12 protein-coding genes and 1 pseudogene are annotated in these 16,496 nt (G+C 62.5%); 1 reads left to right on the top strand and 12 read right to left on the bottom strand.

Features of this window, described 5'->3' with window-relative positions; genetic code table 11:
* Position 1: 1 nt before the first annotated feature.
* The 10 genes and pseudogenes from pyc to X757_RS152305 form a co-directional block, all read right to left on the bottom strand.
* Complete coding sequence (gene pyc / locus X757_RS152260) at positions 2-3,460, bottom strand: pyruvate carboxylase (RefSeq protein ID WP_023726159.1); 3,459 nt, start codon at positions 3,458-3,460, stop codon at positions 2-4.
* 282 nt (positions 3,461-3,742) lie between these two features.
* Positions 3,743-4,864 (bottom strand): branched-chain amino acid ABC transporter substrate-binding protein, encoded by a 1,122-nt coding sequence (locus X757_RS152265; protein WP_023668720.1) that lies wholly within the window; start codon positions 4,862-4,864, stop codon positions 3,743-3,745.
* A gap of 137 nt (positions 4,865-5,001) precedes the next feature.
* A complete protein-coding gene (locus X757_RS152270; protein WP_023668719.1) occupies positions 5,002-5,349 on the bottom strand; it encodes a DUF6867 family protein in 348 nt (115 codons plus the stop codon).
* Positions 5,350-5,461: 112 nt separating this feature from the next.
* Positions 5,462-6,190 (bottom strand): ABC transporter ATP-binding protein, encoded by a 729-nt coding sequence (locus X757_RS152275; RefSeq protein WP_023668718.1) that lies wholly within the window; start codon positions 6,188-6,190, stop codon positions 5,462-5,464.
* Positions 6,191-6,210: 20 nt separating this feature from the next.
* A pseudogene (locus tag X757_RS152280) lies at positions 6,211-7,317 on the bottom strand (ABC transporter ATP-binding protein); the annotation flags it as partial.
* A complete protein-coding gene (gene livM, locus X757_RS152285) occupies positions 7,317-8,912 on the bottom strand; it encodes a high-affinity branched-chain amino acid ABC transporter permease LivM (RefSeq protein ID WP_023684138.1) in 1,596 nt (531 codons plus the stop codon). The pseudogene X757_RS152280 and the gene livM, both read right to left, overlap by 1 nt.
* A 4-nt stretch (positions 8,913-8,916) precedes the next feature.
* Positions 8,917-9,819: a branched-chain amino acid ABC transporter permease gene (locus tag X757_RS152290; RefSeq protein WP_023668715.1), complete on the bottom strand. Its 903-nt coding sequence runs from the start codon at positions 9,817-9,819 to the stop codon at positions 8,917-8,919.
* Between the two features lie 460 nt (positions 9,820-10,279).
* Entirely contained in the window at positions 10,280-11,281 is a 1,002-nt protein-coding gene (locus X757_RS152295; RefSeq protein ID WP_023684136.1) for a 4-hydroxyproline epimerase, read from the bottom strand.
* Between the two features lie 13 nt (positions 11,282-11,294).
* On the bottom strand, positions 11,295-12,713 hold the full coding sequence (locus X757_RS152300; protein WP_280940379.1) for an FAD-binding oxidoreductase: 1,419 nt from the start codon (positions 12,711-12,713) through the stop codon (positions 11,295-11,297).
* A 51-nt stretch (positions 12,714-12,764) separates the two neighbouring features.
* Positions 12,765-13,658, bottom strand: coding sequence for a dihydrodipicolinate synthase family protein (locus tag X757_RS152305; RefSeq protein ID WP_023726157.1), 894 nt, complete (start codon positions 13,656-13,658; stop codon positions 12,765-12,767).
* Positions 13,659-13,759: 101 nt separating this feature from the next.
* On the opposite strand from X757_RS152305, the gene X757_RS152310 reads away from it, so the two are divergent.
* A complete protein-coding gene (locus tag X757_RS152310) occupies positions 13,760-14,416 on the top strand; it encodes a GntR family transcriptional regulator (RefSeq protein ID WP_023684133.1) in 657 nt (218 codons plus the stop codon).
* A 36-nt stretch (positions 14,417-14,452) separates the two neighbouring features.
* Here the strand turns inward: X757_RS152310 and X757_RS152315 are convergent, their stop codons facing one another.
* Both X757_RS152315 and X757_RS152320 read right to left on the bottom strand, forming a co-directional pair.
* A complete protein-coding gene (locus X757_RS152315; protein ID WP_023684132.1) occupies positions 14,453-14,752 on the bottom strand; it encodes a hypothetical protein in 300 nt (99 codons plus the stop codon).
* 202 nt (positions 14,753-14,954) lie between these two features.
* Positions 14,955-16,451 (bottom strand): CoA-acylating methylmalonate-semialdehyde dehydrogenase, encoded by a 1,497-nt coding sequence (locus tag X757_RS152320; RefSeq protein ID WP_023726156.1) that lies wholly within the window; start codon positions 16,449-16,451, stop codon positions 14,955-14,957.
* Positions 16,452-16,496: the final 45 nt, after the last annotated feature.

Genomic DNA, 16,496 nt, shown 5'->3' with positions numbered 1-16,496 from the left:
GTCAGCCAAACGCGATCAACAGATCCTTCGCATCGATCTGATCGCCGGCCTTGACCAGCACTTCGGCCACTGTGCCGTCGCGCTCGGCATGCAGGGCCGTCTCCATCTTCATGGCTTCGATCGACAACAGCACGTCGCCGGCCTTGACCGCTTGGCCGGCGGCAACCGAAAGGGCGGAGACCACGCCCGGCATCGGCGCGCCGACATGTGCCTCGTTGCCGGGCTCGGCCTTGCGCCGAGCCTTGGCCGCCGAGGCGCCATGCGCCCTGTCCGGCACCCTGACGCGGCGCGGCTGGCCGTTGAGCTCGAAGAACACGGTGACCATGCCCTTCTCATCGACGTCGCCGATCGCAAGGCAGCGCACCACAAGCGTCTTGCCTTTTTCGATGTCCAGGAAGATCTCGTCTTCGGACTTCATGCCGTAGAAATAGGTCGGCGTCGGCAGCACACTGACCGGCCCGTAGGTTTCCTGCGCGGCGGCGAAGTCGGTAAACACTTTCGGATACATCAGCCAGGAGGCGAATTCGTACTCCGAGAGCTTGCGCTCCAGCTTCTGCTCGATCTCCTTGCGGCTGGCCTTGAGGTCGGCTGGCTTGAGCAGCGAGCCCGGCCGCTCGGTGATCGGCTTGCTTTCCTTCAGTGCCTTCTTCTGCAGCTTCGCAGGCCAGCCGCCGGGCGACTGGCCGAGATCGCCGCGCAGCATCGAGACGACCGAGTCCGGGAAGGCGATGTCCTTGGCCGGGTTTTCGACGTCGGCAACGGTTAGATCCTGGCTCACCATCATCAGCGCCATGTCGCCGACCACCTTGGACGACGGCGTCACCTTGACGATGTCACCGAACATCAAATTGACGTCGTGATAGGCTTGTGCCACCTCGTGCCAACGCGTTTCCAGCCCGAGCGAACGCGCCTGCTCCTTGAGGTTAGTGAACTGGCCGCCCGGCATTTCGTGCAGATAGACTTCCGAGGCTGGCCCCTTGAGATCGCTTTCGAAGGCCGCATACTGGTTGCGCACCGCTTCCCAGTAGAAGGAGATGTTGCGGATCCATTGCGGATCGAGGCCGGGATCGCGCTCGGTTCCCTTCAGCGCCTCGACGATCGAGCCCAGACAAGGCTGCGAGGTGTTGCCGGAGAAGGAATCCATCGCCGCGTCGATGGCGTCGACGCCACTTTCCACGCCCGCCAGCACCGTCGCCGCCGACAGGCCTGACGTGTCGTGGGTGTGGAAATGGATCGGCAGGTCGGTGGCTTCGCGCAGCGCCTTGAACAGCACGCGGGCGGCGGCAGGCTTCAAAAGCCCGGCCATGTCCTTGACGGCGATGATATGGGCGCCGGCTGCCTGCAATTCTTTCGCCAACCCGACATAGTATTTAAGGTCGTATTTGGCGCGCGCCGGATCGAGGATGTCGCCGGTGTAGCAGATCGCCGCTTCGACCAGCTTGCCCTCCGCGCCCACCGCGTCCATGGCGACGCGCATATTCTCGACCCAGTTCAGGCAGTCGAATACGCGGAACAGGTCGACGCCGCCGGCCGCCGCATGGCTGACGAAATGTTGCACCACATTGTCGGGATAGTTGGTGTAGCCGACGCCGTTGGCGCCGCGCAGAAGCATCTGCAGCAAAAGGTTGGGGGCGGCTTCGCGCACTTTGCTCAGCCGCTCCCACGGATCCTCGGTCAGGAAGCGCATGGCGACGTCGAAAGTGGCGCCGCCCCAGCATTCCAGCGACAGCAGCCGCGGCAGCGCCCGCGCATAGGTGCCGGCGATGCCGGCAATGTCATGCGTGCGCATACGGGTGGCGAGCAGCGACTGGTGGCCGTCGCGCATCGTCGTGTCGGTGACAAGCACCTCTTTTTGCTCACGCATCCAGGCAGCGAATTTCTCCGGCCCCAACGCGTCGAGCTTCTGCTTGCTGCCATCAGGCACATTGCCGTTGAGATAGGGCACGACAGGCGCTGCCGCATCGGCCTTGGGCATCGGACGGCCGCGGGTTTCGGGATGGCCGTTGACGCTGACGTCGGCCAGATAGTTGAGCAGCTTGGTGGCGCGGTCCTGCCGCTTCACCTGCGCGAACAGCTCCGGCGTCGTGTCGATGAACCTGGTCGTATAGGAATTGTCGGCGAAGCGCGGGTGGTTGATGATTGCCTCGAGGAAGGTGAGGTTGGTCGCCACGCCGCGGATGCGGAACTCGCGCAAGGCCCGGTTCATGCGGGCGATCGCCTCGGCCGGTGTCGGCGCCCAGGCAGTCACCTTCTCCAGCAGCGGATCGTAGAAGCGGGTGATGACCGCGCCCGAATAGGCGGTGCCGCCGTCGAGGCGGATGCCGAAACCGGCGGCTTCGCGATAAGCCGTGATGCGGCCGTAGTCCGGAATGAAACTATGCTCCGGATCCTCGGTCGTGATGCGGCACTGCAGCGCGTGACCGTTCAGCCTGATGTCGGCCTGCGCCGGCACGCCCGACTCTTTCGTGCCGATGGCAAAGCCGTCCAGTATGTGGATCTGCGCCTTGACGATGTCGATGCCGGTCACCTGCTCGGTCACGGTGTGCTCGACCTGGATGCGCGGATTGACCTCGATGAAGTAGAACTTGCCGGTGTCGGCGTCCTGCAGGAATTCCACCGTGCCGGCGCCGATATAGCTGGTCTCCCGCGCGATCTTGAGCGCATAGCCGCAAAGCTCCTGGCGCAATGCCTCGCTGAGGTAGGGCGCCGGCGCCCGTTCGACGACCTTCTGGTTGCGGCGCTGGATCGAGCAGTCGCGCTCGAACAGATGCACCGCGTTGCCATGCGGGTCGCCGAGCACCTGGACCTCGACATGGCGGGCGCGCTCTATCAGCTTTTCGAGATAGACCTCGTCCTTGCCGAAGGCGGCCTTGGCCTCGCGCTTGCCCTCCATCACCTCGCGGGCGAGGTCGGCTTCCGCGCGGATGGCGCGCATGCCGCGCCCGCCCCCGCCCCATGATGCCTTGAGCATCACCGGATAGCCGACTGTCTTGGCGAGCTGCTTGACTGCTTCCATGTCGTCCGGCAGCGGTTCGGTTGCCGGCACCACCGGCACGCCGACCTCGATGGCCAGATTGCGTGCGGCGACCTTGTTGCCGAGCCGGCGCATCGTGTCGGGCTTCGGTCCTATGAAGGTGATGCCGGCCTCGGCGCAGGCATCTGCGAATTCAGGGCTTTCCGACAGAAGGCCATAGCCCGGATGGATGGCGTCGGCGCCGGACAGCTTGGCGACGCGGATCACTTCCTCGATCGACAGATAGCTTTCGATCGGCCCCATGTCCCTGGCCAGATGCGGCCCGCGCCCGACTTGGTAGCTTTCATCGGCCTTGAACCGATGAAGTGAATATTTGTCCTCCTCGGCCCAGATCGCCACGGTTTTGAGGCCGAGCTCGTTTGCCGCGCGAAAGACGCGGATGGCAATTTCGGACCTGTTGGCGACGAGGATCTTCGTGATGGCCAAGGAAGGAGGCTCCGGACAGGGAGGGATGGGGCAGAGGCATGATTAACGCGAAAATGCTGCAGTGCAACCAAAATCGGGGAGAGCTTAAACCGATTTAAATGGGATTCTAGCACCTCTGCTCGAAAAGCTGCGTGCGATTGGCGTCGCGAGGTGACGCTAATTGTCGTGCCCGCACAAATTCGACCCCGGCTAGCGGCTTATCCAGCCACCCTCGCTACGCCCTGTCACCAAAGAAAAATGCCCGGCGCGAGCGCCGGGCATTCCATAGAGCTGTGTCCCGAATTACGACTTCGGGAACCAGGAGATCTTGCCGTCCGGACCCTTCTTCCATTCGTACATGATGTAGCCCGGGAGCTTCGGATCGCCCTTCGCGTCATAGGCGAGATCGCCCAGAACGGTCTTGAACGGACCCTTCTCGTGCAGCGCCTTGGCCACTTCCACGGGGTCGTTCGACTTGGCCACGGCAGCGGCCTCGGCGATCACCTGCATGGCGGCGTAGGAGTAGAGAGTGTAGGCTTCCGGCTCGAAGCCCTGGGCGCGGAACTTCTCGACCAGTGCCTTGTTCTCGGGGATCAGGCGCGGATCGGGACCGAAGGTGTTGAGCGTGCCGATAACCGCATCGCCGGCGATCGCAGCCAGCTCGTCGGTGACGATGCCGTCGCCCGACATCAGGGTAGCCTTGAGGCCCTGGTCCGCCGACTGGCGGATGATCAGGCCGGCTTCGGTATGCAGGCCGCCCCAATAGATCAGGGTAACACCGGCGTCCTTCATCTTGGCAATCAGCGCCGAGAAGTCCTTGTCGCCGACATTGACGCCTTCGTACATGACTTCGGTCAGGCCGGCTGCGTTCATCGCCTTCTTGGTCTCGTCGGCAAGGCCCTGACCATAGGGGGTCTTGTCGTGGATGACGGCAACTTTGGCGTCCTTGAAGTTGGTCGCGATATAGCCGCCGGCGATGCCGCCCTGCTGGTCATCGCGTCCGCAGGTGCGGAACACGTTCCACAGGCCGCGCTCGGTGAATTTCGGGTTGGTCGCCGCAGGCGTCACTTCGACGATGTTGTTGTCGACGTAGACTTCCTGCGAAACCGGGATCGAGACGCCCGAGTTGAAGTGGCCGATCACGAACTTCACGCCGTCGCCGACGAACTTGTTGCCGACCGAAATGCCCTGCTTCGGATCCGAGACGTCGTCGCCGACTTCGAGCTTGATCTGCTCGCCGTTCATGCCGCCTGCTGCGTTGATGTCGGCAACGGCCGCTTCCGCACCCTTCTGCAGCTGCGCACCGAAGGCCGCATTCGGACCGGTGATCGGACCTGCGACGCCGACGATAACGTCAGCCCATGCATTGCCACCGAACGCGACAAGCGCGGTCAGGGCAACGGCGGACAAAAGTGATTTCTTCATTTAAACGCTCCCATTTACGAGGTGGGCGTGGATGAAACTTTCATGCGATGCCCACCCTTATCGCAGAAAGCGTACTTTGCCGATTTTCAGGCCCTTGTCACGCCGATTCATCCCCGGAACGGCGTTAATGATGAACGTCAACCTTTCGGTTTCCAGCTTAAGATCGAAGCCCGTTCGTAAAGCCAATTATACTGCGTCACCATCTGGTTCGTACGCGTGTATTGATAGCCGACAAACCCCAATATCATGAGCACGATTGTGTCCACGACATAGTATTGCAGCGAAAACATCGTGCCGCCGAACAAGGCATGATGGATGAACCTGATGCCGATGCCGAGACCCAGCAGATAGGCGAACAGCGCCGGCAGGCTGCGCCATGTCTGGGCGCTGGCCTTGCCGGTCATCCATGCCGCCCAGCCGCCGAGCAGACAGGTGACGAAGAAGAACTGCCAGATGGAAGGTTCCTCGTGAAGAATGCCTTGCATGATGAAGACTCCCTAGCATGATCCCGAAAAGTTGCAGACTTTTCGGACAAAGGTCATGCGACAAACAAACAAGTTGGAGCGGAATACCGTATGCATACATTCCGCTCCAAAATCAGTGATGGCCGCCTTCGAGATAGGCCGCCCGCACTTCCGGATTGGCGAGCAATTCCTTGCCTGTGCCGCTCATGGTCACGTTGCCGTTGACCATGACATAGCCGCGCGTGGCGAGCTTGAGCGCACCGAAGGCGTTCTGCTCGACCAGGAACACGGTCAGCCCTTGCGTGCGGTTCAACTCGCGGATGGCATCGAAGATCTGCTTGACGATCAGCGGCGCCAGACCCAGCGACGGCTCGTCGAGCAACAGCAGCTTCGGCCGCGCCATCAGCGCACGTCCGATCGACAGCATCTGCTGCTCGCCGCCCGACAGCGTGCCGCCGCGCTGGGCAATGCGCTCCTTGAGGCGCGGGAACAGCGCGAACACCTTCTCGGCATCTTCGTCATAGTGCTTGAGATTGTCGAGACCGGCGCCCATCTGCAGGTTTTCCATCACCGTCATGCGCGGGAAAATGCGCCTGCCTTCCGGCGACTGCGCAATGCGCATGCGGGCGATCTCGTGCGTCGGCATCTGGGTGATGTCGGTGCCGGCGAAAGTGATTGAGCCGGCACGAGCGCGCGGCGCACCGAAGATGGTCATCATCAGCGTCGACTTGCCGGCACCGTTCGCACCGATCAGCGCGACGATCTCGCCCTGGTTGACGTGGACATCGACGCCGTTCAGCGCCTTGATGTTGCCGTAGTAGGTCTCGACGCCCTTGATGTCGAGCAGCGTTGTCTCGGCCATCACTTACGCCCTCCGCGCGGCTTGCCTGTCGGGGATTTGGTGGCCGCCGGCTTGGACTTGGCCGTTAGACGCTCGGACGGTGCTCTTGGCGCGGAGTTGGCTCTTGTATCGTATTGGGTGGCCTTTGAAGCTCCCTTCGACACTGTGACCCGCTCGCCCTGGCTGTGGCCGATCGTGTCGCTTACCGGGCCGGCGAGATAGGAAGACGATGTGCCTGGTCCGTGAGCCGAATCCGGCCCGATGTCCAGCTGCTCGATGACGTCTTCATCGCCGACCTCGGTCAGCACCGTCTCGACCTCCTCGTCGTCGACGCCGAGATAGGCGGCGATGACGCGCGGGTCGGTACGCACCGATTGCGGGCTGCCGTCGGAAATCTTGCGGCCATATTCAAGCACCACGACATGGTCGGAAATCTGCATGACCACCGACATGTCATGTTCGATCAGCAGGATCGAGGTACTGCTCTTGATGTCCATCAGCAGCGAATTCAGCGCAGCCGACTCCTTCGGATTGAGACCGGCCGCAGGCTCGTCGAGGCACAGAAGTTCGGGCCCTGTGCACATGGCGCGCGCAATCTCGAGGCGCCGCTGCGCGCCATAGGGCAAGTCGCCGGCCGGATCGTCGGCGCGATCGACAAGATCGGCCTTCTCCAGCCAGTGCTTGGCAAGCTCCACCGATTCAGCCGAGGCTCTGCGGTAGCCGCCGATCCCGAACAGGCCCAGGATCGTATAGCCGGATGCCTTCATCAGCTTGTTGTGCTGGGCAACCAGCAGATTCTCCAGCAGCGTCATGCCCGAGAACAGGCGGATGTTCTGGAAGGTGCGCGCCACCTTGGCGCGCGCCGGGATCTCATGATTGGGCAGCCGTTCGAGCAGGAAGCTCGAGCCGTCGGCCCGGTTGAGCGTAATCATGCCTTCCGACGGCTTGTAGAAGCCGGTGATGCAATTGAAGACGGTGGTCTTGCCGGCGCCATTGGGTCCGATCAGAGCGGTGATCTCGCCGCGCTTGGCCTGGAACGACAGATCGCCGATGGCGATCAGGCCGCCGAACTTCATCGAAAGATGCTCGACCTGGAGGATGGCGTCTTTCATACCCGGATTGGTCTTCTGAATGGAGGTCGCGCTCATCAGCCGTGCCCTTCCTTGGTGAAGGAGGAGGAGACCGCTTTTCGTTCACTGAGGAAGGCCGTCGGTTCACGGCTGCCGACAAAGCCGCGCGGCTTCCACAGCATGACGATGACCATCGCCATGCCGAACAAAAGCATGCGGTAAAGCTCCGGCGTGAAATCTTTTCCGAAGACACTTTTCAGGAAATCGAGTTCGCGCAGTGCCTCGGTGCCGCCGATCATCACCAGCGCGGCGACCGCGATGCCGACCAGCGAGCCCATGCCGCCGAGCACCACGATGGCCAGGATGATCGCCGATTCCAGGAAGACGAAGGATTCAGGGCTGACGAAGCCTTGCCGTGCGGCGAAGAAGGCGCCGGCAAAACCGCCGAACATGGCGCCGGTGGCAAAGGCGGTGAGCTTGGTGGTGGTGGTGTTGATGCCAAGCGAGCGGCAGGCAATCTCGTCCTCGCGCAGCGCCTCCCAGGCGCGGCCGACAGGCATGCGCCTGAGCCTGATGGTGACGAAGGCGGTCAGCAGCGCCAGCCCGAGAATGAGATAGTAGAGGAAGATCTTGTAGTAGGCGCTTGACTGGGCGATGTGCAGCACCTTGCCGATATAGTTCGGGTCGGTCGAATTAAACGTCATCAGGCCGAAGAAGGTGACCTTCGGGATGCCGGAGATGCCGGCCGAGCCGTTGGTGACTTCACGCCAGTTGATCAGCACCAGGCGGATGATCTCGCCGAAGGCCAGCGTCACGATCGCCAGGTAATCGCCACGAAGCCTGAGCACCGGAAAGCCGAGCATAACGCCCCAGAAGGCGGCCATGGCGCCGGCGGCGGGCAGCAGGATCCAGAACGACAGGCCGTATTGCGAACCGAGCAACGCATAGGCATAGGCGCCGACCGCGTAAAAGGCGACGTAGCCGAGATCGAGCAGGCCGGCGAGGCCGACGACGATGTTCAGCCCCCAGGCTAGCATCACATAGATCAGGATCTGGATGCCGAAATTGTCGACCCACTTCAACGAGCCCTGCAGGCCGCCGGTTATCGACCACGCGTAGATCGACAGCACAACGACGACGAGGATCGGGTATAGCACCAGCGCCGCAATCCCGAGCTTGGTGAAATTGGCGTGGATGAAGGAGCGGAAATAGAAGATCACGCAAGCGAGCGCGTAAATGACGGCCAATGCGCGCAGGAACTGAAGGTAGCCGGCCAGATCGGGTCCGACCAACGCCGGCAGGGCGCTGCCGAACGCAACCAGGACAACCGCCAACACGACGGCGACGATGAAGGCCGGAAGCAGGAAGAAGCGCGACGCGACGCTCGCCGGCAACAGGCCGGTGGCGACATTGGTGATCTTCTGATTGGCCATGAACGGCTGGCCATAGGCAATGTAGAAGAAGCGGCCAAGCATGGTCAGCACGACCACGGTGATGAGCAGCAACCAGCGCTGCACCAGGATCAGCTGGTTGCTGATGTTCTGGTCGGTCTTCAGGCCGATGAAGAGAATGAACAACCCCAGCGAGATGGCGCCGGCATAGAACGCTTCGCGCAATGCACGCTGCACGGGGGACGCGACGGTGTCGCGCTCCGAGGATACGGAAACCGCCATTGTCTCAGACCTTTTCGACTTCTGGCCGGCCCAAAATGCCGGAAGGCAGGAAGATCAGCACGATCGCCAGGATCGAGAACGCCGCGACGTCCTTGTAGTCGATCGAGAAATACGCCGACCACATGCTCTCGATGAAGCCGATCAAAAGCCCGCCAAGCACCGCGCCCGGCAGAGACCCGATGCCGCCGAGAACGGCCGCGGTGAAGGCCTTGACCCCCGGCACAAAGCCGTCGGAAAAGGCGATGACGCCGTAATACATCAGGAACAACGTGCCCGCGACGGCCGCAAGCGCTGCACCCATGATGAAGGTGATCGAGATCGTACGGTCGACATCGACGCCGAGCAGCGCCGCCATCTTGCGGTCCTGCTCGCACGCCCTTTGCGCCCGGCCGAGGGAAGTCCTGTTGACCAGGTACCAGAACAGCGCCAGCAGCAGGGCGGTGACGACGACGATGATGATCTGCTTCAGCGACACGCTGATGCCGTTGATGTTGTAGACTTGGCTGACCATCGGCGGGATCGGCTTGTTGCGCGGGCCTTGCGTCACCTGGATGAAGTTCGACAGCGCGATCGACATGCCGATGGCGGTGATCAGCGGCGCCAGCCGGAACGAACCGCGCAGCGGCCGGTAGGCCACCTTCTCGATCGTCCAGTTGTAGAGGCTGGTGAGCAGCATCGCCACGATCATCATGATCAGCAGCGCCAGGACGACCGGGACCGAATAGAACAAGGAGCCGAGGATGAGGAAGACAACGAGGGCGGCGAATGCCCCGACCATGAAAATGTCGCCGTGGGCGAAGTTGATCATGCCGATGATGCCGTAGACCATCGTGTAGCCGATTGCGATCAGCCCATAGATCGATCCCAGCGTCAGCCCATTGATAAGCTGCTGGACAAAGTACTGCATGTGTACATGGCTCCCCTGGAATGTCGCCCATGCAGACGCATTCCTTTTCGTATTTCCCCTAGTCGTAAAGTTTCGAGCCCGGATTGCAACGTGATTTTTCAAACGTCGAGCGTGTTTTGCCGGCACGCCTTCCGATTGCCCGTTTTTTTGCTCCCGACCGCTGGACTATCGCGGACCCTATCATTGGCATAACGCAATGTCTTTGACGATTCAGCCGGGCCAGCGACCTCATTTCGAAGAAATCCCGGTCAAAATTCGGTGATGAGACGAATCCTTGCATTGTTGGCGGGTTTCGTTTTTTAGCCACATTCCGTACTGACCAGCTGCAACATGGGTTACTTCCCGACTTATGGCGGTGGATGCCTCGCCCAACGCGCTAACCTTTCGCTGACTGGTTTGCCAAGAGGTCCCGCTCTGGGTCCAAGTCCTGGTCTCGGTGGATGATCGGCAGCCTACCGCATCACTTAACCACAAAACCGTGCGCGAACGGATCGCGGTCGTCGATGAAGATGGTGTTCAGGCCGGTCATCCGGGCCCAGCCGCCTATCGAAGGAATGATGGCCGGCTTGCCGGCAACAGTGACGTCCCTCTCGACCTTGCCCTTGAACAGCGAGCCGATGATCGATTCGTGGACAAAACTGTCGCCGGCCTTGAGCTTGCCCTTGGCATGGAGCTGCGCCATGCGCGCCGAGGTGCCGGTGCCGCAAGGTGAGCGGTCGATCGCCTTGTCGCCATAGAAGACCGCGTTGCGCGCATCCGCGCCCGCCATTGTCGGCTCGCCCGTCCACAGCATGTGGGACAGCCGGTTGATGCCGGGGTTTTCCGGATGCACGAACGAGTACTTCTCGTTGAGCCGCTGCCGCACCACGGGGCTCCAGGCGATGAAATCGCTGGCGGAATAATCAGCCATGTCGCGAAAATTCGCCTGCGGCTCGACGATTGCGTAGAAATTGCCGCCATAGGCGACATCGACAGTGATCTCGCCAAGCTGCGGGCAGTCGACCGTCAGTCCCTCGGCATAAAGGAAGGACGGCACATTCGTGATGCGCACCTCCTCGACATAGTCGCCGACTTGTTTGTATTCGGCGATAACCAGCCCGGCCGGTGTGTCGAGCCGGAGCACGCCGGGTGTCTTCGGCTTGATCAGCCCATGTTCGATGGCCATCGTCACCGTGCCGATCGTGCCGTGGCCGCACATCGGCAGGCAGCCCGACGTCTCGATGAACAGGATGGCTATGTCGCAATCCTCGCGCGTCGGCGGATAGAGGATCGAGCCCGACATGACATCGTGGCCGCGCGGCTCGAACATCAGCCCGGTGCGGATCCAGTCATACTCCGCCAGGAAATGCGCCCGCCGCTCCATCATCGTCGGCCCCTGAAGCAAAGGGCCGCCGCCGGCGACCAGCCGCACCGGATTACCGCAGGTATGGCCGTCGATGCAAAAGAAGGATTTTTTGGCCATGATTTCCTCGAACTCAAAACCGTTGCGGGCTGAAGGGAGCAAGATCGATCGGCGAAGTTTGCCCGAGAACAAGATCGCGGATCAAGCGGCCGCTGGCCGCCGCCTGGGTCAGGCCGAGATGGCCATGGCCAAAGGCGTAGACGACGTTGGACGCGGTGCGCGCCGTGCCGATGACGGGCAACGAATCCGGCAGCGACGGGCGACACCCCATCCACTCGCGGCCACCTGACGCGTCCAGCCCCGGAAGGAATTGTCTGGCTTTTTCCAGCATGGCCTTCGAACGCGCAAAATTCGGCGGCCGGTCGAGACCGCCCAACTCGACGGCGCCGCCGACGCGCAAGCCCGTCTCGAGTGGCGTGATGACGAAGCCATGGCCGGAAAAGATCAGCATCCGCTGCACGTCGAAAGCGGTCTTCGGCAGTGTCGTGTTGTAGCCGCGCTCGGTTTCGAGCGGGATGGTGTCGCCAAGCGCCTTCGTCAGCAGATGCGACCATGCCCCGGCGGCCACGACAAGATGTCTTGCCTGCCTGGTCGTGCCGTCCGTCAGCGTCAGCGTCGCGCCATCAGGATTGGCGGCGACGCGCTCTATGCGCGCCTTTTCGAAACGCGCGCCCAGCCTTTCGGCATAGGCCCACACCCCCTTGCCGAGCAGTTTCGGATCGGCGACGGTCTTCCAGCCCGGCACGAAGGTGCCCTTGATGAAGCGCGGCGACAGTCCCGGCTGCAGCCGCGCCAGTTCGTCGCCTTCGACATGGCGAAAGCCGATGCCGAAGCGCTCGCGCGCCGCCCAGCCCGGCAGCCCGGCCTGAAATTCGGCCTCGCTTTCATAAAGCTCCAGCGAGCCGTCCTCGCGCAGCACCAGCCGCGTGCCGGAACGGTCGAGCAGGCCCATCCATTCAGCCTCGGCGAGCTTCATCATGCCTGCCTGAGCAGCAAGGCTCGCCTCATATTTTTCTGGTGCGCCAGCGCGCCAGAAGCGCAACAGCCAAGGCAACAGCTTCGGCAAGTAGGCCGGCGGGATGCTGAGTGGCCCGAGCGGATCGGCAAGCCATTTCGGCAAGTGCCGCATCATGCCCTTGTGCGCCAGCGGCAGCACGTCGGAGAAGGCGAAGGCGGCGGCATTGCCGGAGCTCGTCTCCTCGCAGATGCCGGTGCGGTCGAAGACCGTGACGCTGCGCCCGGCCTCGGCCAGCATGGCCGCCGCGCAGATGCCGACAATGCCGCCACCGACAATGGCGATATCTACCCCTTCTCCCCGTTCACGGGGGTGAGGAGTGGTCCGCGAAGCGGTGGAAAAGCCGACTGCTTGGCTTTCCGAACGACGAACGCCCGGAGCGCCAGCGAAGGGCTGCGGGGCCCGAAGGGCGGATGAGGGGCGGCGGCCCTCCTCTGTGTCCCTGGAATTTCCTTGCACGTCGGCGCTGCCCCTCATCTGGCTGCCGCCATCTTCTCCCCGTGCACGTGCACGGGGAGAAGAAAGCCTTCAGAACTGCGGCAGCTTCGGCCGTACCGCCAGCGCGTCCTTGACGATCTTCTCGACCGCTTTGCGGCGCTCGCCCGACAGCGGCTGGCGCGGCATGCGCACGCGGTCATTTGTGTCGATCGCGAGCACTTCGGCAAGCTTGATGTTTTGGACCAGATAGGTCGAGACATCGAGATCGAGCAGCGGCCGGAACCAGCGGTAGATCGAAAGCGCCTCCTCGCGGCGGCCCTGCTTCATCAGCTGGTAGATGGCGACGGTCTCGCGCGGGAAGGCGACGACCAGACCCGCCACCCAGCCGATGGCGCCCACCGACAGCGCCTCGAAGGCGAGATTGTCGACGCCGGTGAACAAATCGTAGCGGTCGCCGAAGCGGTTGATGATCTCTGTCGAGCGGCGGATGTCGTCGGAGGACTCCTTGATGGCGACGAAGCGCTTGTCGGCGGCCAGTTCCTCCATCTGGTCGACGGTGACGTCGACGCGGTAGGCGAGGCGGTTGGAGTAGATCATCACCGGCAGGTCGCCGGCCTGAGCGACGGCGCGCAAGGCGGCGACCGTCTCTTCCGGGTTGGTGTGATAGATCGGGCTCGGTACCACCATCAGCCCGTTGGCGCCTTCCCGGCTCGCGCGCTTTGCGATGCTCGCCGCCTCGCGGGTGCCCGCCTCGTTGACCGTCAGCAGCACCGGCTTGTTGCCTGCAACTTTCTGGGCAGTCTTCAGCACCTCGATCTTCTCGTCATGCGACAGCATCGGCCCTTCGCCGAGCGAACCGCAGACGATGATACCGTCGCAGCCTGCCTCCATCTGCAAAGCAAAGCAGCGCTCCATCTCGGCATGATCGAGGCGGTCGCCATCAGTAAACTTGGTCGTGACGGCGGGGAAAACTCCGGTCCACATGATCGTCTCTCCATCTGATATATCAGCCGTATATCTATTTGAAAACCGGCTGTCAACGCGGAATTCGTTATGATATATGTAGATATATCAGGAGCCCACCTTTGATATCCAGTGAGACAGCATACCCCGAGCCGGCCGCCGCCAAGGCCTACCATGTACTCGAGCATATGATCGTGACGTTGGAACTGGCGCCGGCGAGCTTTGTCACCGAAGGCGCCCTCATCGAGAAGCTGGCGCTAGGACGCACGCCGGTGCGCGAAGCGATCCAGCGCCTCGCCTGGGAAGGACTGCTGGATGTCAGGCCACGCGCCGGCATCGCCATTGCCCCGCTTCATCCCGGCGACTGGCTGCGCGTGCTGGATGCCAGGCGCGGCGTCGAGGTGGTGCTGGCGCGCTCGGCCGCCCGCTTCGTCACCCGTGAGGCCGCCGACCTGTTTCATGAGGCAGCCCTTGCCATGCAGAAGGCCGTCATCTCGGGCAATGTGCTGGCCTTCATCCAGGCCGACAAGGCGCTCGACGAGGCCTTGGCGATGGCCGCCGACAACCCGTTTGCGGCCCGTCTGGCCGCGCCCCTGCAGACCCACAGCCGCCGCTTCTGGTTCCGCTACAGGGCCGACACAGGACTGGCCGAATCGGCTGAGCACCACGTCGCGCTAATCCGCTCGATCCTGGCTGGTGACGAAGAGGCTGCCGCCAAGGACGCCAAACGCCTTATGGCACTGCTGCGCGGCCATGCCGAAGTGGCCGCCACACGCTGAACTCCGTCTCTGCTCCAGACTTCCGACCGGTCTTTATCAGGTGCCCGGCAAGACTGCGGCCATGGTCGCCCCGTCCCAGCCTTCGCCAGCCGTGATGATGCAGCTTTGGCCGTGTGTGTCGGTGGCCAGGATGGTCCAGGTGCCCTGGTCGGAGACGAATATCTCAAGCACCACATTCGGGTTCACCAGGCCACGAGCGGCTTGGTTTTCGTGGAACTTCTCGCCGAGCGCCTTGACCAAGTCGGTCCGCGCCGCGCATTGATCGGCTTTGGCCTCGGCGATGCCGGACATCGCGAACACCGCAAAGAATATCGCCGCCACAAGACGTCGTGTCATCTGACACCTCCTTGCGCCAGACGAGAACCCCGGCTGCAACCGGCGCTATTTTGATGGCCTGCACACGGCAGGAATGCAATTTAAGGCAGATGACAGGCTCTTGGTTCCATCGCTTGAACGTGATCGCCAATGTCGGTTTCGTACAAAGAAAGGCCCGGGACGTTGAACCCGGGCCTTCTTGCCGATCTTCGAAATCGTCCGGTCAGTTCATCGTCGGGATGACGAACTCGGCACCGTCCTTGACGCCGGAGGGCCAGCGCGAGGTCACCGTCTTGGTCTTGGTGTAGAAGCGGAACGCGTCCGGACCATGCTGGTTGAGGTCGCCGAAGGACGACGCCTTCCAGCCGCCGAACGTGTAGTAAGCGATCGGAACTGGGATCGGCACGTTGATGCCGACCATGCCGACCTGGACGCGCGAAGCAAAATCACGAGCAGCATCCCCGTCACGGGTGAAGATGGCCACGCCATTGCCCATCTCATGATCGTTGGCGAGCTTGATGGCGCTCTCATAGGTCGGCGCACGCACCACCGACAGCACCGGACCAAAGATCTCTTCCTTGTAGATGCGCATGTCAGCGGTCACATTGTCGAACAGGCAGCCGCCCATATAGTAGCCATCCTCGTAGCCCTGCATGGAGAAGCCGCGGCCATCGACGACCAGCTTGGCGCCTTCCTTGACGCCGGTGTCGACATAACCCTTGACGCGTTCCAATGCCTGCGCCGTCACCAGCGGGCCGAAATCGGCGGACGAATCCGTCGACGGGCCGACCTTGAGGCTTTCGACACGCGGGATCAGCTTTTCCATCAGCCGGTTGGCGGTGTCGTTGCCGACGGGAACGGCAACCGAGATCGCCATGCAGCGCTCGCCGGCCGAGCCGTAGCCGGCGCCGATCAGCGCATCGACCGTCTGGTCCATGTCGGCATCGGGCATGATGACCATGTGGTTCTTGGCGCCGCCGAAGCACTGCACGCGTTTTCCCGCGGCCGTGCCGCGCGAATAGATGTAATGCGCGATCGGCGTCGAGCCGACAAAGCCGATGGCCTTGATGTCAGGATCGTCGAGGATGGCGTCGACGACGTCCTTGTCGCCATTGACGACGTTGAGGACGCCAGCCGGCAGGCCAGCCTCGAGGAACAGTTCGGCGATGCGCATCGGCACTCCAGGGTCACGCTCGGAAGGCTTCAGGATAAAGGCATTGCCGCAGGCCAGCGCCGGGGCAATCTTCCACAACGGAATCATCGCCGGGAAATTGAACGGGGTGATGCCGGCGACGACGCCGAGGGGCTGGCGCATCGAATAGACATCGATGCCGGGGCCGGCGCCGTCGGTGAACTCGCCCTTCATCATGTGCGGCGCACCGATGCAGACTTCGACCACTTCGAGACCGCGCTGGATGTCGCCCTTGGCGTCGGCGATGGTCTTGCCGTGCTCGCGCGCCAGGAGATCGGCCAGTTCGTCATAGTCGCGGGCAACCAGTTCAAGAAACTTCATCAGCACGCGCACACGCCGCTGCGGGTTGGTCGCAGCCCATTTGATCTGTGCTTCCTTGGCGTTCAGGACAGCCGCACGCAGTTCCGCCGGCGACGCCAGCGCCACCGTGCCGCGCACCGAGCCGTCCATCGGCTGCATGACGTCCTGCTTGCGCCCGCTGGTCCCGGCGACATGCTTGCCGCCAATGAAATGACCGTATTCGACCATGGTTTCTCTCCCTGAGTTTGTGATGAAGCATTCAACGCCTTTGCA

Source organism: Mesorhizobium sp. LSHC412B00, assembly GCF_000503035.1.
GTDB lineage: Bacteria > Pseudomonadota > Alphaproteobacteria > Rhizobiales > Rhizobiaceae > Mesorhizobium.
This window is presented reverse-complemented; position numbering and strand designations above follow the sequence as displayed.